Raw genomic sequence first — 18,930 nt, 5'->3', positions numbered from 1 at the left:
AGACTCGCCACCTCGCCTTAGCCCGCGCCCAGCTCCAGCAGCACATCGAACTCGGCGGGCCGCAACGGCATCACCGAAAGGCGCGACTGACGGAGCAGGGCCACTTGGCTCAGGCGCTCGTCTTGCTTGATGCGGGCCAGGGTAACGGGCGTAGGCAGAGCCTCGCGGGGCGTGAGGCGCACGGCTACCCAGTCGGTGCCGGCGGGGGCCGTGGCATCGGGGGCGGCGGGGGCGGCTACTTCGGCCAGGCCCACTACCTGCTTGTCGCTCACGCTGTGGTAGTAAAGCACCAGGTCGCCGGGCTGCATCTGGCGCAGGAAGTTGCGGGCCTGGTAGTTGCGCACGCCGGTCCAGTCGGTGCCGCCGTCGCGGGTGAAATCGGCCCAGGAGTAGGCGGCGGGTTCAGATTTAACGAGCCAGTAATTCATAGCAAAACAGATGGGAAACCTTGCAAACATAACGCAAAACGGCCCGGCCACCCTGCTGGGGCAACCGGGCCGGTAAGCCGATGGGATGGGAGCGGGCCGGTTAGGGCAGGTAGCGGGCCGTGAGCAGGTCGGGCGTGACCGATACAATTTCCAGCCGCAAATCGGGCCGCGAATTATCGGTTACATGAAGACGGAAAATAGGCCTGTTGGGGTCGTCGCGCTGCCAGGTGACCGGGTGGGTGGTAGGCCCGGCGCCAATACCGGGCGCGATGTAAACGCCCTTGCCATCAGCATCGAGCCGGAACCCGTCGCCGCCCTCAATGGGCATACTGAAGCGCTGGGGCGGCGTGGCCCAGGTATAGCCTTCGGGGCGGTAGGTGGGCGTTTTGTTGGGTTGAGCCTCGTAGGAGTTGATCCAGAGCCGACCCTGTAGTTGGGAATCGAGCACCTGACCGCCCTCCCGTTTTTCTGCCGGGGCCTCCGTAACCTTAGTCGTGCAGGCATTCAGTGCCATGACCCCGGTGGCCAGCATCGTCAGTAAGAAAGTGCGCATGAGCTAAGGGATTAAAAAGATGTGATAAAAGCCAGAGTATCCCCTGCAAAGCGCCTTCAGCATTAGCCAAGCACACGCCGTTTGTTGGAGGCGGAGTCAGCCGGCCGCGGCCGACGAGCTCCGGCGAGGGGCTACCGCTTTAGTAATCGCGGCGGGCCTGTAATTGCTTGTCCTGTGCGTTGCTGATACGTAACAGGTATCCCGAGCGGTCAGGATCGGTGAAGGTAATCCGGTACTTCAGATTGCCCTCCCGGCGCCAGGTGCCGGGGCGCTCTACCGGAACATCTACGGGCCCAAGGTCATACTCTAGGTAAGTACCATCGGCGTTGAGGCGGAACCCATAGTAGCGCCGGGGCTGGTTTTGGCGGGTGTTGGCAAATATGGTGTACCCCTTGCTGCCCGGCTCAAAGGTATTGAACCAGTCCTGGTTGAGAATGGCGGCTGGCTCGGGGTCCGATTTCTGGCAGCCAGCCAGGGTGAGCAAGGCGGCGGCGGATGAATAAAGTAGGTAGCGCATAGCAAGGGGTATAGGGGAACTTCCTGGCAGGAAGAGGGCCCGCGCCGCCAAATGGTTGCAACGGCTACAAATCCTTGCGCTTCACCTTGAGCACCTGATTTTCCAACGACACGAGTTCGAGCAGGTAGTCGGGCTCCTTTTTGTCGTCGAGGCTCACGCGGATGGTGTGGTCGTTCTGGGCCTTCCAGCGGCCCTTATGGCCTTCGAGGCCGTCGGTGGGGGCAATGTCGTACTGCGTGAACAGGCCGTTGGCGTCGAAGGCAAAGCCGGTGCGGCCCCGCGAGGGCGGGAAAGCATAGGTATTGGGCCGGTACACGCGCACTTCGCCCTGGTCTTCCTCTTGGGCGTGCAGCCAGGTGCCTTCGAGCTGCTTGAGGTTGGGGGGCGTATCGGCGCTGCCCTGCGAGTCGGGGTTGCAGGTGGCAGCCAGCAGCAGTACGCTCAGGCCGGCAAAAGTGGTGAATAGGCGCATGATGGTGGCGTTTGGGAGTTGGGAAGATAAGAAGTTGTCAGTTGCCAGTTGCCAGTTGTCGGTTGTCAGGAAGAGGAACGTCATGCTTCGACTCCGCCTACGGCTTCGCTCAGCATGACGTTCCTCTTCCTGGCAACTGCCAACTACCCCTTACCGATTACCTTTGCCTGCTATGGACAACCGCGCCCTTACCCGAGCCTTCCGCCTGGCGGCCCAGCTACTGGAGCTGCACGGCGAGAATCAGTTTAAAATCCGGGCCTACGAAGGCACTGCCAACGCCCTGGAGGCCCTGAGCTTCCCGGTCGCCGACGTGGAGCGCACCGGTCTGCCCGACCGCACGGGCCTGAGCAAAACGGCCGCCGCCAAAGTGGCCGAAATGCTCGATACTGGCTCGTTCGAGGACCTCGACCGGCTGCTGGCCGCTACCCCGCCCGGCGTGGTCGAACTGCTCAAAATCAAGGGTATCGGGCCCAAGAAAATTCGTAGCCTCTGGAAAGAACTGGGGATTGAAGATGCCGCCCAGCTGCGCGAGGCCGCCGAAACCGACCGGGTAAGCCAGCTGAAAGGCTTCGGCCAGAAAACCCAGCAGGCTCTGCTCGACGCGCTGGACTTCACCGACCAGAGCCGGGGCAAGCTGCTCTATCCGCAGGGCGAGGAGCTGGCCCACGACCTGCTGGCTCGTCTCGAAACCGCCCCCGGCACCACCCAGGCCGCCGTGAGCGGGCAGGTGCGCCGCCGCCTCGAAACCATCGAAACCGTAACGCTGGTGGTGGCCACCACCGCGCCCGCCGCCGCCCATGAGCTACTCAACGGCCTCGATGGCCTCACGCCCGACCCGCGCCGCAGTGGCCCGTTTGCCTGGCGCGGCACGGCCACCACTTCGGGCGTGAAAGTGGAAGTGCTGCTGGTGGCCCCCGCTGAGTTCACCAACCAGTTGCTGCTGACGTCGGCCGCCGATGCCCACCTGGCCGGCGCGTTGGCTGCCGAGCTGCTGCCCGGCCAGCCGGCCAGCCTGCGCCAGTGGCTCAAGCGGGAGCAATTCGCTACCGAACAGGCGCTTTATGAGCGCGCCGGCCTGCAATACGTGGAGCCCGAGCTGCGCGAAGGCCTCTGGGAGCTGCCGCTGGCCCGCGAAAACAAGCTGCCCCAGCTGTTGGAGCCCACCGACCTGCGTGGCTCGCTGCACAACCACAGCACCTACTCCGACGGTACCCACAGCCTGCGCGAAATGGCCACCTTCCTGCGCGACGGCGGCTACGAGTACCTCGGCATCTGCGACCACTCGCAGGCTGCCCACTATGCCAACGGCCTGCCGGTGGAGCGTGTGCGCCAGCAGCACCAGGAAATCGACCAGCTCAATCAGGAACTGGCCCCGTTCCGCATCTTCAAGGGCATCGAGTCGGATATTCTGTCGGATGGCAGCCTCGACTACCCGCCGGCTGTGCTCGAAACCTTCGATTTCATCGTGGCCTCGGTGCACTCGAACCTCAAAATGGACGAGCGCAAGGCCACGACCCGGGTGTTGCGGGCCATCGAAAACCCGTATACCACCATGCTCGGCCACCCCACCGGCCGGCTGCTGCTGCGCCGCGAAGGCTACCCACTCGACCACAAGGCCGTCATCGACGCCTGCGCCCAGCACAACGTCATCATCGAAATCAACGCCAACCCCTGGCGCCTCGACCTCGACTGGCGCTGGGTGCACTACGCGCTGGAGCAGGGCGTACAGCTCAGCATCAACCCCGATGCCCACCACACCAACGGCTACGCCGACATGCGCTACGGCGTGTTCATGGGCCGCAAAGGTGGCCTCACCAAAGCCACGACCTTCAACACGAAGTCGGTGGAGGAGGCGGCCGCGTATTTTGCGAAGCGCAAAGCCGGCATAAAGCCGCCGTTGGAATTCCAGGACTCGTTGTTTGGGTAGTGGCTGTGTTGGCTGAATGAAGCTGTTTAGGAAGTCAAAAGACCGTCATGCTGAGCGTAGCCGAAGCATCTCTACCACTTCGTAGCAGTCGTTCAACGAAACGGTAGAGATGCTTCGGCTGCGCTCAGCATGACACGTTCTTTTAACTTCAACTGAATAAATGAAAATTCTGATTCTGCGGTTTTCCTCCATCGGCGACATCGTGCTGACTACGCCCGTTATTCGGGCGGTGAAGCAGCAGGTGGCGGGGGCCGTGGTGCACTTTGCCACCAAGCCGTCGTTCCGGGGTATCGTGGAAAACAACCCCTACGTCGACCGGGTGCATTGCCTGACCGGGAGCCTGGGCGAGTTGGTGGAGGAGCTGCGGGCCGAGCAGTTCGACTTCATCATCGACCTGCATAACAACCTGCGCACTGGCCTTATTAAAGCCCGGCTGGGGGTAAAATCGAGCAGTTTCGACAAGCTTAATGCCCGCAAATGGCTGCTGGTGAACTGGAAGATGGACACCCTGCCCCGGGTGCACATCGTGGACCGCTACTTGGCCGCCGCCGCGCCGTTGGGCGTGCACAACGACAAGCAGGGGCTGGACTACTTCATTCCCGAAGCCGACGAAGTGGACTTGGCTGAGGCGCTGCCGCCCGCCTTTCAGCGGGGCTACGTGGCCTTTGCCATTGGGGCCCAGCACGCCACCAAGCGCCTGCCGGTAGAGCGCATCATCGAGCTGTGCGGGCTGTTGCGGCAACCGGTGGTGCTGCTCGGCGGCCCCACCGACGAAACCACCGGCCACATTATCGAACTGGCGTTTGATGCGGGCGCGGTCACCTCGCCGGCTCCCGTGCCCCGTATTCCCGACAGCCCGTACTATTTCCCCCCGAGCCCTAGCTCTCCGGTCCCTAAAACAATCATTTATAATGCCTGCGGGAAGTTCAACCTTAACCAATCGGCTTCTTTGGTGCGGCAAGCCCGGCTGGTGGTCAGCCACGATACCGGGCTGATGCACGTGGCGGCGGCGTTTGGCAAGCCGATTATCAGCGTGTGGGGCAACACCGTACCGGCCTTTGGCATGTACCCTTACCGCACCGAGTTTCGGGTGCTGGAAGTGGAAGGGCTGAGCTGCCGGCCCTGCTCTAAAATTGGTTTCGCCGAGTGCCCCAAAGGCCATTTCAAGTGCATGCGCGACATCGTGTTCGATCTGCCGCCGGCCATCGACGGGCGCTGAGGCGACGGGTAATTGGGCAGGAGGCTGGTAAGCACAACAGTTTGCGCCGGGTGGTCGTACCGCTAGTGTCCCCCTTACTGCAGCCCTCATGAAAACGTACGACACGCTTAGCGAAGCCATCCGCGACCTGCAACAACGCGGCTTCGACCAGGATTTCAACCTCACCGACGAGTACCTGCATTGCCCCGGGCTGGATTTAAAACTGCACCCCGAGCACTTCCAGGTGCGCGAGTTCTACCGCTTCGAAGGCGAAACCGACCCCGGCGACGAGAGCATCCTGTACGCCATCGAGTCGGACCAGGGCGTGAAGGGGCTGCTGGTGAGTGCCTACGGCGCCTACTCGGCCCCCGCCAACGACGCGCTGATGCAGAAGCTCAGCATGCCAACGAGCTAAGCCATGACTGACAACAAAGAGAATACCGTGCTGGTAAAAGTGGGTCCCGAAACCCTGACGGCCGACGTACAGGCCGGTCGCCACACGTGGTTTGTAGACGAGCCCACCAGCGTGGGCGGCCAAGACCGCGGCCCGACGCCCTACGACCTGCTGCTCGCGGCCTTGGGCGCCTGCACCGCCATCACGCTCCGCCTCTACGCCACCCGTAAAAAATGGCCCCTCGAAGGTATTGAGGTGGGCCTGCGCCACGGCCGCGTGCACGCCCAGGACTGCGAGCAGTGCGAGAAAGCCGGCCAGACACTGGAGCAGGTGGATAAGGAACTGCGCCTGCTGGGCCCACTCTCCACCGAGCAGCGCCAACGGCTGGAAACCATTTCCTCCAAGTGCCCGGTGCAGAAAACCCTGGAAGCTGGCCTGCGCATCGTCACGACATTGGTATGATCGTTCAGGCACCAGAATCATAGGCAGAGGCCCTTTTAGAAGAAGCCTGCTTCAGCATAAAGCCCCCCAACGTACGCACGTCGGGGGCTTTATGCTGAAGCAGGCTTTGGGCAGCGGGTCAGGATATAAGTGCCTGAAAAGTTGCGCGGTATAACGCTTCAGATACTCATTTATTCGCCCTTAATCGTGTCGAATCCGCAGTAGGAGTGGAGGGACTGGGGCAGTCGGATGCCTTCGGGCGTCTGGTTGTTTTCGAGCAGGGCGGCCACGATGCGGGGTAGGGCCAGAGCCGAGCCATTGAGCGTGTGCAGGAGCTGGGTTTTGCCGCCATCGGGGCGGTAGCGCAGCTTCAGGCGGTTGGCCTGGAAGGTTTCAAAGTTCGAGGCCGAACTCACTTCCAGCCACCGCTGCTGGGCCGCGCTCCACACTTCGAGGTCGTAGGTGATGGCCGAGGTAAAGCCCATGTCGCCGCCGCAGAGGCGCAGCACGCGGTAGGGGAGCTCCAGCTTTTGCAGCAGCCCCTCGATGTGGGCTACCATGCCGTCGAGGGCCGCGTAGCTGTTTTCGGGCTGCGTGATTTGTACTATTTCTACTTTGTCGAACTGGTGCAGGCGGTTGAGGCCCCGCACGTGCGCGCCCCAGGAGCCCGCCTCACGCCGAAAGCAGGGCGTGTAGCCGGCGTTGCGAATGGGCAGCCGGTCGGGGGCAATAATGTCGTCGCGGTAGAGGTTGGTGATGGGTACTTCGGCCGTCGGGATGAGGTAAAGGTCATCGGCGGTGGCGTGGTACATCTGGCCCTCTTTGTCGGGCAATTGGCCGGTACCGTAGCCGCTGGCTTCATTAATGAGAATCGGGGGCTGAATTTCAAGGTAGCCAGCGGCGCGGGCTTCATCAAGGAAAAAGTTGATGAGCGCCCGCTGCAACCGGGCCCCCTGGCCCTTATACACCGGGAAACCGGCCCCGGTAATTTTGTTGCCTAGCGCAAAATCGATGATGTCGTACTGCTCAATCAGGTCCCAGTGCGGTTTGGCGTCGGCGGGCAGCTCGGGCTTGGTGCCCCATTCGCGCACCAGCTCGTTGTCGTCGGCCGAGCGGCCGGCGGGCACGCTCTCGTGGGGCAGGTTGGGCAGCTTGTACAGTTGTTGCTGCAAGGTTTTTTCTACCTCGGTCAGCTCCTCGGAATGGGCTTTGGTTTGCTGCTTGAGTTCGGTGGTGCGGGCTTTAAGCACTTCGGCCCCAGCCTTGTCGCCGGTTTTCATCAGGCCTCCGATCTGGCGGGCCAGCTCGTTGGCTTCAGCCTGGGCCTTATCGTGGCTGGTTTGCAGATCCTTGCGGCGCTGATCGAGGTCGAGTACGGCCTGCACGTCGGCCTCGCCGGTGGGGTAGTTTCGTTTGGCCAAGCCCGCTAGCACGGCGGCGGTTTGTTCTCTCAGGACGGCAACTTGCAGCATATCGGCAGGTGGAAAACGCGAATTAGAAGGTGTAAAAATAGCCGTTTGATTCCGGAGAAAAAGCCTTGGCTTATTTCGGCCCGCAAATACTGCCCACCCGGACCCGGGAACCAGCGGGGCGAAATAGCAGTTAACCCGGAAAGACGAACGGGGCAGCCAACTTGGCGCTAAGTCTCCCGCGCTGGTTGGCAAACCCGAGCCGTATATCTTTTTAGGGCCCGCCTCGTAAAGGCAAAACGCCAGTTCGGGCGGCTGCTTTTAGCCGCTTGCTCAGGCAAAACAGCGGCTGGCAAGTGCTTGCGTAGCGGCTGCACCGGCCGAATCGAAATCCGATTTGGCAATTCCCCCTTATTGCGCTAACATTGCACTACAAGTCGGCCCTGGCCGGCGGGCCCGTTAGCTTTTCTTTTTTACCGCGCCCCGCCCGTATCTGCCTAGCCCCAGTCGGCTCCACCCTCGTTTATTTCCCGCTTTTTCCTGCATCAGGTGCCGCGTTGCGGTAGCCTTTTGTACCCGGAATGGCCCTGCCCGCGCTTACGCGGGGTGTGTGCGGCCCCGTATCCCTTTTTTGCCCCCCCACCTTATTATGTACACTATTGACGAGTTGAAGGACCGCTTGCTGTCAGAGTTGAAGGAAATAGCCGAGAATATACAGGTCGGCAACTTCAAGAAGCTAAGCAAGCAGGACCTGATTTACAAGATTCTGGACCACCAAGCCAAAGCGCCTGGCACTCCGCCCACTCCCCGCGCCACCGCCCCTGCCAGCCCGGAAACTGCCGTTGCTGAGGCTCCGGCTCCTAAAGCCGCCCGTGCGGCCAAAGCGGCGGCTCCCAAGAAACCTGCCACCCGGACCGCGGCCGCCCGCCCAGTCGCCAGCCGCACGAAAGCTGCCGCCGCCTCGGCCGCTGAAGAAGCGCCAGCAGTAGTTGGCGAAGCTCCGGCTCCGGTTAGTGCTGCTGCTGCGCCGGCCGCTCCGGCAATGGCCCTGCCAGACGCTGAAAAGGCTCCTGAAGCGGCTGCCTCAACTTCGGCTTCTACCGAAACGGAAGCTGCGTCAACTTCTGACACTACTGCGGACGCTCCCGAAATGGATCGGCCAGTGAAGCTTTACCAGCGCCCCGAGCGCCGGGCCCGCACCGACCGCGCCGGCCGCCCTATTGCTGCTTCCGACGTAGCCCTCTCCGACGTAACAGTATCCGAGGCTGGCATTTCCGATGTGGCTCCGTTGGAATCGGCTCCTGAGCCCGCTGACGAAGGCGACGCTACCGCGCCGGCCCGCAACGGCCGCGCCGATCAGCCCCGCATCTTCCGCGACGGCCGCGAGTACCAGCCCCGCGAAGGCCGCTCCGAGAACGGCCGCGACGGCCGCGACAACCGCGACAACCGCCCCGACCGCGACGTTCGTGAAAACCGCGACCAACCACGCCCCGACCAGCAAAGAACCGACCGCAACGTCGACCAGCCCCGCGAAGGCCGCAACCAGCGCGAAGCCGGCCGTTCCGACAGCCGGGAGGCCCGGGAGCAGCGCCGCGAAGAGCGTTACGCCGCCCGCGAACTGGCCCGCCAGCAGCGCCTGGCTGAGCGCCAGAGCAACGGCGGCACCGCTGAGGCCCCTCGGCCAGAGTCGGGGCGCCCGGACCAGCGCAACGACCGTAACGACCGTCAGGAGCAGCGGGGCCAGGAGCAACGCGGCAACAAGCTGCCGGAAATGGACCTCGTGATTCCCGGTGCGGGTACCTTGGAAATGATGCCCGATGGTGGCTACGGCTTCCTGCGCAGCCCGTTCTATAACTACTTGGCCTCGCCCGACGATATTTACGTGGCTCCTCAGCAGGTGAAGCAGTTCGCCCTAAAGGCCGGCGACACGGTGAAAGCCACTATTCGCCCGCCCCGCGAAGGCGAGAAGTACTTCGCCCTCGTGGGCGTGGAAGGCGTGAACGGCCGCTCGGTAGAAGAAGCCCGCGACCGGATTCCGTTCACCAACCTCACCCCGCTTTTTGCCGAAGAGCGCCTCAAACTCACTACTAAACCAACTCAGTACAGCACCCGGATTCTGGACCTGTTTGCTCCCATCGGCAAGGGCCAGCGGGGCCTGATTGTGGCCCAGCCCAAAACCGGTAAAACGGTCCTGCTCCAGGAAATCGCCAACGCCATTTCGGAAAACCACCCGGAGGTGTACCTAATGATTCTGCTCATTGATGAGCGGCCGGAAGAGGTAACCGACATGGCCCGCACTGTGAAGGCCGAAGTGCTCAGCTCGACATTCGACGAAACGGCCGACCGCCACGTGAAAATTGCCACTATCGCCCTCGAAAAAGCCAAGCGCCTCGTCGAGTGCGGGCACGACGTGGTCATTCTGCTCGACTCGATTACCCGCTTGGCCCGCGCCTACAACACGGTGCAGCCGGCTTCGGGCAAAATCCTGTCGGGTGGTGTCGATGCCAACGCCCTGCATAAGCCCAAGCGCTTCTTCGGCGCGGCCCGCAACGTGGAAGACGGCGGCTCGCTGACCATCATCGCCACGGCCCTCATCGAAACCGGATCCAAAATGGACGAGGTAATCTTCGAGGAATTCAAGGGTACCGGCAACATGGAACTGCAGCTGGACCGCAAACTGGCCAACAAGCGCATCTTCCCCGCCATCGATGTGCCCGCTTCCGGTACCCGCCGCGAAGACCTGCTCATGAGCAAGGATGAGCTCAACCGCATCTGGGTGCTGCGCAAGTTCATGTCCGACATGACGGCCGCCGAGGCCATGGAGTTCCTCAAGGACCGTATGAAAGGCACCAAGGACAACGAAGAGTTCCTGCTGGCTATGAACGGCTAAGCGCCGACCGCTAAAACGGCCGTAGCGCGAAGCTCCGGCTTCGCGTATCGTTGAACGAATCCGCCCGGTGCGGTCGTTAGCAGCGATACGCGAAGCCGGAGCTTCGCGCTACGGCCGTTTTAGCAGCTCAAGGCTGCCGCTCATCAAGCCCTGTTCCAACACGAAGTCAATCCGCATTCCGTCGAAGAAATGGGAAAGCATGGTGGGAACTACTGCGGTAGAGGCCAGAACCGAACGGTGTAGTGCATGAGAACATATCGATAAACGTAAACCCCGTAATAAGCAAACGCGCTCGCATTGTGCGAAGCGGGCCGTTTGGCTTATTACGGGGAATATCTACTGGCGCACGAAGCGCTGTACGTTCTGGTGCCCATCAGTAATCAACTCCAGGAAGTAGAGCCCGGCGGGTACCCGCTGCACATCTAGTTCAGTGCCACCCGCGGCGCGGCCGGCCAGCACCGTCCGGCCGGTGGTGGTGTACACGCGGTACTGCACCATTTGCGGGGTGTTGGGCAGCGTGATGGACGTATTGCCGGGGTTGGGGTAGAACGTGGCTACGGGCTTACCGCTGCTAGCGGCAACGGTAGCGACGGCCGAGAAGGCTTCCGTACCGTCCAGATCCACCTGCCGCAGCCGGTAATAGGTCATAGTAGTCAGCGACCGGGTATCCGAGAAGCTGTATTTGGCCCCGGTGCTGGTCGTGCCCGAACCCTGCACCTTGCCAATAGCCACAAACGACTGCCCATCGGCGCTACGCTGCACCTCGAAATAGGCATTGTTCACTTCTGTAGCCGTCGCCCAGCTGATGAGTGCGCCTACGGGTTTGGCCGTGGCAGAGAAACTGGTGAGCGTGACGGGAAGTACGTTGCGGCAGGTCGGGTCATTATTAACAGCACTGCCTTGTGGGAAATCCTGTGCCGTGCCGTTGTTACAGGGTATTACAGCAGGATTCCGTTGATAGCATGTTGTTATAAGACCTGTAAAGGTATTATTGGTGCCTCCTCCAACACCTCTAAAGCTCCCTTGCACACGTATGCCTGCAGGCGCGCCAGTGGTGGGTCCTTGAATTAATCCGTTGCCATTAGTTATGGTAACGTCACGAGAAACGTTGAGTAGCGCATTGTTGCCTAAAACAATTCCGCCTTGGTTTTCTAGCGTGAAACAACCAACTTGGATAGCCGAATTGTCACCAATAGTTACAGTTGGTGGAGCACTTCCAGTATTATTGGCTCCTATCGAAAGGATAGATACCCGCAAGCGAGGGACAGAACGGTCGCTTACGGCCGCTACGGTCAGAGTTCCCTTATCAACAGTGAGAGTCCGAGCAGTGCCATCTTCAATGAGCGAACCACCTGCTCCAATAATAAGAGTGGCGTTATTGGGTATTAAGAGGTTACCGTTTAGCGTAACTTGAGTATTGATAGTCAGGACTGCGTTAGCTGCAATGGTGTAAGTATTTAGAGTGATGCCGCCAGTGGTAGTAGTGGTAGTGGTAAAAGGGGAAGCAGGGCAGTTGTTTGCATTAGTAGGGGCTCCTACAATAATTACGGAGTTGAAGTTGCCACTTGATGTAGTGCTGTATAAACACTGAGCCAACGACGGAATGGTGCTCAGACCCAATAACGGGCAAATGAGGAGCAAACAGAACAGTATTTTTTGCTTCATGGGTGCAATGAATTAGACAGTTCGTAGAGAAGAAAGCACTGCGTAAGATTACGGCAGCAGGGCGAATGTAGCTATATTTTTGGCATTAAGTCTATTCTATATTGCACTTTCGTATTTATAGTAATGTAGAGACCATCAATCTTTCCCAACGAAAACGGCCCGACTCGCACTGTGCGAATCGGGCGTTTTTGTTGGGAAACCAAATCGGCTACTGCCGTACAAAGCGTTGCACGTTGCGCTGGCCGTCTGTGCTAAGCTCAAGCAGGTAGAGCCCAACCGGAATCTGCTGCACGTCGAGAGAGGTGCCGCCCGCCACGCGGCCCGTAAGTATTGTGCGGCCGGTGGTCGTGTAAATACGGTATTCAATTAGCTGACCCGCGCCCGAAGGCAGCGTGATGGCCGTGCTACCGGGGTTGGGGAAGAAGGTTGCCTCGGGCTTGCTGCTGCTGGTAACAGCCGCGACGGCCGAAAAGGCCTCGGTGCCGTCATGGTCGACCTGGCGCAGGCGGTAATAAGCGGCCCCAGTGAGGGGGCGGGCATCGGTGAAGCTGTATGCGGCTCCGGTGCTGGTGGTGCCGGCGCCCTGGACCCGGCCGAGGGCCGCGAAGGCCTGGCCATCGGGGCTGCGCTGCACCTCGAAGTAAGCGTTGTTGAGTTCGGTGGCCGTGGCCCAGTTAAGCTTCACACTGGTAGGCTGGGCCTGGGCCGTGAAGCTGACCAGCGTAACGGGCAGAGGCCTGCAGGCGGGGTCGCCGCCTGCCGGGGGTGTTTGCACTGGTCCGGTAGGTATGCAGCTGCTGAACTCCCCACCAACCATGCACCATTTTAGGTTGCCACTAAACACGTTGCGGGTGCCTCCGTTGATTCCCGTGAAAACCCCGGCAATACGTGCCTCTGCTGGCTGCGAACTCGAACTGGTGCCTACAATAGAGCCATTGCCGGTCGCCACATCAATGTTGGCTGCTATATTGAGCATAGCATTGCTGCCTAGTTCAATTCCGCCCTGGTTGCCTAACATCAGGCAGTTAACATTTACAGTCGAATTGGCACCAATATTTGCCTTGGCCACAAAAATACCCCGTTGGGTATAATTTACGCCGAGAACCGACACGTTCAGCCGCGGCACACTCCGGTTAGCAACTGCGTCTATGGTCAGAATGCCGTGGTCGATGGTGAGGGTAAAGTGCTGCGTGGGCGTCAAAGGATTCTCAGTAAGCGACCCGGCCGAGGTAATGGTCATGCTGCCCGCTGTTTTGCCGTTAGTAGATCCCGATACAGTGAAGTCCTGGTTGAATGTAACCGGCCGATCGATGGTGATGATACTGAAAGAGGTCGGCACAGGCGGGCAAGTCTCATCAGTCCTGGTCCAGGTAGAAGCCTCAGAAAAATTGCCACCAGGAGGGACCTCTGTATTGGTGGTGTAACGGCATTGGCCCAGCGCGGTTTGGGTGCCTGCCAGCAGCAGCACCAAGGCTATAAACAGGGGGGAGAGGAAGGTTTTCATGACGAATCATTCAGTTGGCGAATTGAAGGAGAGGGAGAGAAATTCTTGATAAAGGGGTTCATCGTATACCTAATATAAGAAAATTATAGCTTATATTTATTATAAATATAAAATAATATTGAAAAAGTTAAATAAAAATGATATATAACAGGTTTTGACATGTCCGGGTTGCTGCTACCAACTCAGCCCGATTTGGCCAAATCATTTTCGGGCCGGTACTTTGCCACCTATGCAACCCACCCCCAACGATTTACCCGAGCTGCTCTATATCTATGACGCCTACTGCGGCTGGTGCTATGGCATGAGCCCGGTGATGCAACGCGTACAGGCCAATTTTGCCGGCAGCCTCACCGTAGCCGTGCTCAGCGGCGGCATGCTGGCTGGCGAGCGGGCCGAGTCCATTGGGGCCGGCTGGGGCTACATCGTAGGCGCCATGCCCCAGGTCGAGCAGGCTACCGGCGTGCGGTTCGGCGAAGCCTACAAACAATTGGGCGAAGCCGGCAGCTACTTCCAGGATTCCGAAGCCCCGGGCCGGGCCCTGTACGTGGTGCGCCAACTCGATGCCCAGGGCCGGGTGCTGGATTTCGCCCATGAAGTCCAGCTGGCGCTGTTTGAGCGGGGCGAGGATTTGAACGACGCGCGGACTTATGGGCCGTTGGTGCAGGCGCTGGGACTCGATGTGCCGGAATTCAGCCGCCAATTTGAGTTGCCCGAAACCGGGGCCGCCGTGCGCCGCGAGTTTGAGGCCGTGGGCCGCATCGGAGTACAGGGTTTTCCCACCATCATTCTGCGGGCCGGCTCCCAGGGCTACGTCCTCAGCCGAGGTTTTCAGCCTTACGACGTTTTCGCACGCAACCTGGAGCAGGCCCTGGCGCAGGTGGCCGAGGAGCAGGGCGACTAGTCCTACCAGAACGGTTTGACTACCAGCAAGGCCGGATCGAAAGCTGTAGTGGCTTTCATCGCTGCTGGTGGGAACTCAAAGATTGGGTGGGGTGAGGCTAGGGTAAGCGTACTACCTGCTTGCTCAGCGGCGACCAGGCAAGGCGGCGGCGGTCTTCCTTGCCGATCAGGTAGTGGAAGCTCACGGCATCGGGGCGCTGGCGCAGGTCGTTCCAGGTGGCGCGGTCGGGGCTAACGGGGGCCGGAGTGGGGTAGGGGGCCGTTTGGGCAAGGGCGGGCCGCTGGAAGTTTTGGGCGGCGAAGAACTCACGCACGCGGCGGCGGACGTAGGCTTCGCGCTCGGCCTGGGTGGCCGTGCTGTTCTTCATTTCGTAGACCAGCGCCGCTTCCAGGTCGGGAGCAGTCAGGACTTCCCGGAAAATCACCTGCCCATCGGCCGTGGTAATGGTGAAGGTTGCCTCGGCGCTGAGCACCATCGGGCCGCGTAACACCAGCGAAAATACGTCGGGCGAGCCGGGGGCTGAGAATACGTGGCGGGTGCGGGCCGTAAGCAGGGTGTCGGCCTGGGCATCGATGGTGGCAGCCCGAGCCGTATCGAGCGGCTCTAGCGGGGCGGTAGCGGCCGAGTCGGCGGCTACTTCCGGGGCCGCCGTCACCGATTCGGCAGACTGGCTGGCTGGCCCGGAGCAGGCCATGGCAAGTGGAGACAGCAGGAGCAGGAGCAACGGGCGCATCGTGGGTGGAATAGGATGGGAACCAGGTTAACGTAAAGCAAATAGAAGTGTTAGCAAGTCACTATTGCAACCGGCAACAAGCCCTGCTGATGCCCTACCACCACTTCCTCCCTGCTTAAAAAAGCAGCATCAGCCCAAAAGCCAGGCTCAGGCACATCGACGACACCTGATTCATCCGCATCGTGTGGTCGAAATCGGCAGCGGCTTCGTTCTGCCACACGGCCCAGGCCCAGCGCCCAAACAGCCAGACTACCGGCCCGGTGGCTACCAGAAACAGCAACAAGTGCAGGAGTTCGTGGCGGCGCAGGTAGGTGAAGGCCAGCAAGCCAGCCCCGGCGGCCAGGGCCAGTCCGGCAAACACGAACGTACCCCGAATGCCCAGGCGCAAGCTCAGTGTCCGGTCGCCCCGGCGGGCATCTTCGGCGTGCTGGTACACTTGGGTAAGCGGGTAGGAGCCGCACAAAAACAGGCTGCTCACGAGGGCTAGCAATAAGTTGTCGGAGGCCAAGAGCTGGCTGCTGGAGGCCCCTACCCCTATTTGGGTCATCAGGAAAGTGTAGGCTCCCTGGAAAACAATGACCACGGCCGTGCTCAGGAGCGGGTACTTTTTGAGGCGGATGCCCTCGTAGCTATACGCCTTCGATACGAGCAGGTACACGGCCACCAGCCCCGCAAAAACCGGGCTCAACAGCCAGCCGCCTACCACCGCCAGCGCATCGAAAACCCATACCAGGTGCAGCAGCTCGGGCGACACTTTAGGAGGCGTGCGCAGACCCCCGATACTGCCCTCGTCGCGGTCGTAGTAGCTGTTGTAGCCGTTGGAGGCGGGGTAGGCCAGCAGGTGCAGCACCACGAATACGCACACGGCCCGCCAGGGACTGAATGGCTCCCGCAAAGCGCTCAGGCCAAACCAGAAAACCGGCATCAGGTACACCGAAAACGGAATCCGCAGCAGTGGCAATACTTTCCTATAAGGAGCGAGGGGCAAGGGAGGTGGGGTGCGTGAGGGGAGGGGGAAATGCTAAAGTTACGGGAGTTGGGAAAGAACGTCATTCTTCGCTCTGCTCTGCATGACGTTCTTTCTCAACTCCCTCTCGGTACCCCAATTAAATACGTAACCCGCGGGCCCCACCAGTGGCGGACGGTACCGGCCTGCCAGGTGAAGGTGCCGGCCGGGTCGGCGCGGTGGGCCAGGGCCAGCAGTTGTGCGGGCGGGTACATGCGCAGGATACTCACGCAGCCGTCCCAGATGGTGAAAAGCGGGATGAGGGGCACGGCGTAGGTGAAAAACAGCCGGCTGAACCGGAAGGGCCGGATGAGCGGGGTGATGAGCAGCTGGGCCACCGGCAGCACCGTAACGGCCAGCAGCAGCTCGGCCCAGTGCTTGCCCGCGCCCTCAAACACCCCAATACCGGAGCGTCGCCGCACGGCATCGGCCAGCAGGGCCTCGGCTGCGGTGGGCGGGAAGTGGTGGAACGCCGAAAAAATGGTGCGGAAACCAGGCAGCGCGGCAGGCACTGCTAGCGCGTTTACGGTCGTGGGTTCGAAATCGAGGCCCGGGTTGGCGGCTTGCAGGGCCTGCCAGGCGGCGGGCTGGGGGTACAGGTCGGTAAGGCAGACGCGGGCGTCGGGCAGGCCGGTGGCGCGCAACTCGCGCAACACGCCGGCCGTGCCACCCCCGGCCCCGGCCCCGAGCTCCAGCACGCGCGCGCTGCCGGTGTGGCGTAGGGCGGCCAGCAGCAGCGGCACAATGGGCCGGTAGGTGCCCAGGGCCGAAATCATGAACCGAAGGTAGTCCATCATTCCGGCCCTAATTACCTTCGGAAACCAAGGCAAATCCTCGAACTCAAACAGCTGCAGGCGAAGTTTCATGTGCCGGCTTTACGCGGTAGGCAGGCGTAGCGTTGGGCGGTCTGGGGCCGGCATTGCTAGCGCGCGGTGTTAGCGGGCGGCCTACCGGGGAGTGGCCACGTGCCGGGCCGGGCCATAAAGCCAGAGCACCCCCAGCACCGCGGCAATACCGTAGGGCAAGGAAAACGGCAGCAAATCGGTCACCGATTCCAGCGGAATCAGGCCCAGCAACAGGTGGTTGGCTAGCAGGAAAAACAGTACAATACCCGTCAGGGCTACCGTGCGGCGCGACCAGTCGGTTTGCAGGCGGCTCATGAGGGCGAAGAAGGGCACTACCAACGGCACAATGGCCAACGAGATAAGCGCCGCCGTCAGGCCCACCATCAGGGCAATCGGGTAATCGTTGAGGCGCTCGTACGCAAAATCCAGCAACAGCCAGAGCGTGCCACCAACGTTGCTCAGCAGCCAGAGGACAAACGTACGGGTAATAGTGGAGTAATTGGCGGTAGTGTAAGGAAGCGTCATAGGAGTAAACGATTAGGGAAATGATAGGTAGATGGAGCTTCGATGCGGAAGCAGTCGGTGAAGAACTTACGCCTTGAAAGTTCCTGTCGGTTTGATTTAAGTCAGGTTTTTGTTGGGAAAGTGCTGTTTCAAAATGAGTTGACTGCGAAAGGTCTGCAAAGGGGTAAAGGGCCCTTTTACGGGCCGGCTACTGGCTATTTGTTGGCATCGATACCCCATATTGGGACAGTTCGGCCGGGCATCGACTGATTGGTGATGCTTGTTGCCCGAAAAAACAGTGTTCCTATCAGCGAAGCCAAAAAAAAGAAGACCTGGTTTTTGGGAAACTGAGAGAATATAGCGTGCTTTGTAACACAAAGTTCTTTATCTGTATGGCTAAGTCCCCCACCGACCCCCTTGCCCAACTCGCCGAGATTCGCGCCATCATGGAGCGGTCATCGCGCTTTATTTCACTCAGCGGTTTGGCCGGGGTAGGGGCGGGTGTGGTGGCGCTGGCCGGAGCTGGCGTCGGGCATTGGTACTTGAGCCGGCAGTACCCGTACGCTGGCTATATGCGCCTGCTGCAAAGCACGGCCGCCGAGCGGCAACAGGTGCTGCCGTTTCTGGTTGGGCTGGCGGCCGGCATCATCGCCTTGGCGCTATTGGTGGCCATGTTCTTCACCGTCCGCCGGGCCCGCCGCGACGGGCAGCCGCTCTGGAGTGCGCTGGGCCGACGGCTGGCCCTGAGCCTGGCTATTCCGTTGGTAGCGGGCGGCTTGTTTTGCCTGGCCCTGTTTCTGCAAGGCGCCGTGAGTCTGGTCGTGCCCGGCATGCTGCTGTTCTATGGGCTGGCGCTGCTCAACGCCAGCAAGTACACGCTCGACGAAATCCGTTGGCTGGGCCTCACCCAAATCGGCCTTGGCTTAGTGGCCATGTTGCTTCCCGGTCTCGGACTGGTGTTCTTTGCACTTGGTTTTGGCCTGGGCCACATTGGTTACGGCTTGCTCATGTATAATCGTTACGAGCGGTGAGTGGGTAAGCGTGTCATGCTAAGCGAAGGCGGAGCCGAAGTCAAGCATCTCTACCGCAATGCTAATTTTATGGGTTGATTGCCATGACAACGAAGCAGTAGAGATGCTTCGACTTCGGCTCCAGCTTCGCTCAGCATGACCCCGTTCTTTAGCACTCACTCATTCACCGACTCACTCATTCACTCTCTTGAAGCACCTCATTCACACGCTCAATAAGGCTTTCGACAACCGGGTACGGTTGGGCGTAATGGCCGTGCTGATGGCGAATGAGGTGGTTAGCTTCACTGAACTCAAGGAAGCCCTCGACCTGACCGATGGTAACCTGGCCAGCCACGTGGCGGCCCTCGAAAAAGCGGGCTACGTGAGCGTAAGCAAGCAATTTGTAGGCAAGAAGCCCAACACCACTTACTCGGCCTCCAAGGCAGGCAAAGCTGCTTTCCAGGAGCATCTGGCCACGTTGGAAAAGCTACTGCGGGGATAAACGCTCTTTTTTTGCCCCTAAACTTTGAAAT

General features: G+C 60.5%; 19 protein-coding genes. 8 read left to right on the top strand and 11 right to left on the bottom strand.

Going from position 1 to position 18,930, the window contains the following annotated elements:
- Positions 1-17: 17 nt before the first annotated feature.
- The 4 genes from CDA63_RS06875 to CDA63_RS06860 form a co-directional block, all read right to left on the bottom strand.
- Complete coding sequence (locus CDA63_RS06875) at positions 18-428, bottom strand: EVE domain-containing protein (protein WP_088463711.1); 411 nt, start codon at positions 426-428, stop codon at positions 18-20.
- Between the two features lie 100 nt (positions 429-528).
- A complete protein-coding gene (locus CDA63_RS06870; RefSeq protein WP_088463710.1) occupies positions 529-981 on the bottom strand; it encodes a hypothetical protein in 453 nt (150 codons plus the stop codon).
- A gap of 139 nt (positions 982-1,120) precedes the next feature.
- The gene (locus CDA63_RS06865) at positions 1,121-1,498 is read right to left on the bottom strand and encodes a hypothetical protein (RefSeq protein ID WP_088463709.1); all 378 of its coding nucleotides are present in this window, start codon (positions 1,496-1,498) and stop codon (positions 1,121-1,123) included.
- 64 nt (positions 1,499-1,562) lie between these two features.
- Positions 1,563-2,054: a hypothetical protein gene (locus CDA63_RS06860; protein ID WP_242434588.1), complete on the bottom strand. Its 492-nt coding sequence runs from the start codon at positions 2,052-2,054 to the stop codon at positions 1,563-1,565.
- Positions 2,055-2,142: 88 nt separating this feature from the next.
- Between CDA63_RS06860 and CDA63_RS06855 the strand changes: the two genes are divergently transcribed.
- The 4 genes from CDA63_RS06855 to CDA63_RS06840 all read left to right on the top strand — a co-directional run bounded on the left by CDA63_RS06855 (position 2,143) and on the right by CDA63_RS06840 (position 5,951).
- Positions 2,143-3,897, top strand: coding sequence for a DNA polymerase/3'-5' exonuclease PolX (locus CDA63_RS06855; RefSeq protein ID WP_088463707.1), 1,755 nt, complete (start codon positions 2,143-2,145; stop codon positions 3,895-3,897).
- 160 nt (positions 3,898-4,057) lie between these two features.
- Complete coding sequence (locus tag CDA63_RS06850) at positions 4,058-5,116, top strand: glycosyltransferase family 9 protein (RefSeq protein WP_088463706.1); 1,059 nt, start codon at positions 4,058-4,060, stop codon at positions 5,114-5,116.
- Between the two features lie 88 nt (positions 5,117-5,204).
- Positions 5,205-5,510, top strand: a complete 306-nt coding sequence (locus tag CDA63_RS06845) for a phosphoribosylpyrophosphate synthetase (protein ID WP_088463705.1) — start codon at positions 5,205-5,207, stop codon at positions 5,508-5,510.
- Between the two features lie 3 nt (positions 5,511-5,513).
- Positions 5,514-5,951 (top strand): OsmC family protein, encoded by a 438-nt coding sequence (locus CDA63_RS06840; protein ID WP_088463704.1) that lies wholly within the window; start codon positions 5,514-5,516, stop codon positions 5,949-5,951.
- Between the two features lie 170 nt (positions 5,952-6,121).
- On the opposite strand, the gene serS is transcribed toward CDA63_RS06840, so the two are convergent.
- A complete protein-coding gene (gene serS / locus CDA63_RS06835) occupies positions 6,122-7,402 on the bottom strand; it encodes a serine--tRNA ligase (RefSeq protein ID WP_088463703.1) in 1,281 nt (426 codons plus the stop codon).
- Between the two features lie 586 nt (positions 7,403-7,988).
- Between serS and rho the strand changes: the two genes are divergently transcribed.
- Positions 7,989-10,229, top strand: coding sequence for a transcription termination factor Rho (gene rho, locus CDA63_RS06830; RefSeq protein ID WP_088463702.1), 2,241 nt, complete (start codon positions 7,989-7,991; stop codon positions 10,227-10,229).
- Between the two features lie 336 nt (positions 10,230-10,565).
- Here rho and CDA63_RS20785 read toward each other — a convergent pair whose 3' ends face one another.
- Together CDA63_RS20785 and CDA63_RS06820 are read right to left on the bottom strand one after the other, a co-directional pair.
- Entirely contained in the window at positions 10,566-11,012 is a 447-nt protein-coding gene (locus CDA63_RS20785; protein WP_165768221.1) for a T9SS type A sorting domain-containing protein, read from the bottom strand.
- A 1,090-nt stretch (positions 11,013-12,102) separates the two neighbouring features.
- Positions 12,103-13,233 carry a T9SS type A sorting domain-containing protein gene (locus CDA63_RS06820; protein WP_165768220.1) on the bottom strand — a complete coding sequence of 377 codons (1,131 nt, stop codon included), beginning with the start codon at positions 13,231-13,233 and terminating at the stop codon, positions 12,103-12,105.
- Positions 13,234-13,627: 394 nt separating this feature from the next.
- On the opposite strand from CDA63_RS06820, the gene CDA63_RS06815 reads away from it, so the two are divergent.
- Positions 13,628-14,299: a DsbA family protein gene (locus CDA63_RS06815; RefSeq protein ID WP_088463699.1), complete on the top strand. Its 672-nt coding sequence runs from the start codon at positions 13,628-13,630 to the stop codon at positions 14,297-14,299.
- Positions 14,300-14,396: 97 nt separating this feature from the next.
- Here the strand turns inward: CDA63_RS06815 and CDA63_RS06810 are convergent, their stop codons facing one another.
- The 4 genes from CDA63_RS06810 to CDA63_RS06795 form a co-directional block, all read right to left on the bottom strand.
- A complete protein-coding gene (locus CDA63_RS06810) occupies positions 14,397-15,032 on the bottom strand; it encodes a hypothetical protein (RefSeq protein ID WP_088463698.1) in 636 nt (211 codons plus the stop codon).
- A 115-nt stretch (positions 15,033-15,147) separates the two neighbouring features.
- A complete protein-coding gene (locus tag CDA63_RS06805) occupies positions 15,148-16,020 on the bottom strand; it encodes a UbiA family prenyltransferase (RefSeq protein ID WP_088463697.1) in 873 nt (290 codons plus the stop codon).
- A gap of 95 nt (positions 16,021-16,115) precedes the next feature.
- Entirely contained in the window at positions 16,116-16,904 is a 789-nt protein-coding gene (locus CDA63_RS06800) for a hypothetical protein (protein ID WP_088463696.1), read from the bottom strand.
- 81 nt (positions 16,905-16,985) lie between these two features.
- Complete coding sequence (locus CDA63_RS06795) at positions 16,986-17,408, bottom strand: hypothetical protein (RefSeq protein ID WP_088463695.1); 423 nt, start codon at positions 17,406-17,408, stop codon at positions 16,986-16,988.
- Between the two features lie 371 nt (positions 17,409-17,779).
- Between CDA63_RS06795 and CDA63_RS06790 the strand changes: the two genes are divergently transcribed.
- Both CDA63_RS06790 and CDA63_RS06785 read left to right on the top strand, forming a co-directional pair.
- Positions 17,780-18,418 (top strand): hypothetical protein, encoded by a 639-nt coding sequence (locus CDA63_RS06790; protein ID WP_088463694.1) that lies wholly within the window; start codon positions 17,780-17,782, stop codon positions 18,416-18,418.
- A 187-nt stretch (positions 18,419-18,605) separates the two neighbouring features.
- A complete protein-coding gene (locus CDA63_RS06785; protein ID WP_088463693.1) occupies positions 18,606-18,899 on the top strand; it encodes a winged helix-turn-helix domain-containing protein in 294 nt (97 codons plus the stop codon).
- The last annotated feature ends 31 nt before the right edge of the window (positions 18,900-18,930 follow it).

Origin of the sequence: Hymenobacter amundsenii (assembly GCF_002204745.1) — a bacterium.
In the GTDB taxonomy this organism is placed as follows: domain Bacteria; phylum Bacteroidota; class Bacteroidia; order Cytophagales; family Hymenobacteraceae; genus Hymenobacter; species Hymenobacter amundsenii.
Note: the sequence above shows the minus strand (reverse complement) of the source record. Positions and strands in the feature narration are given on the sequence as shown.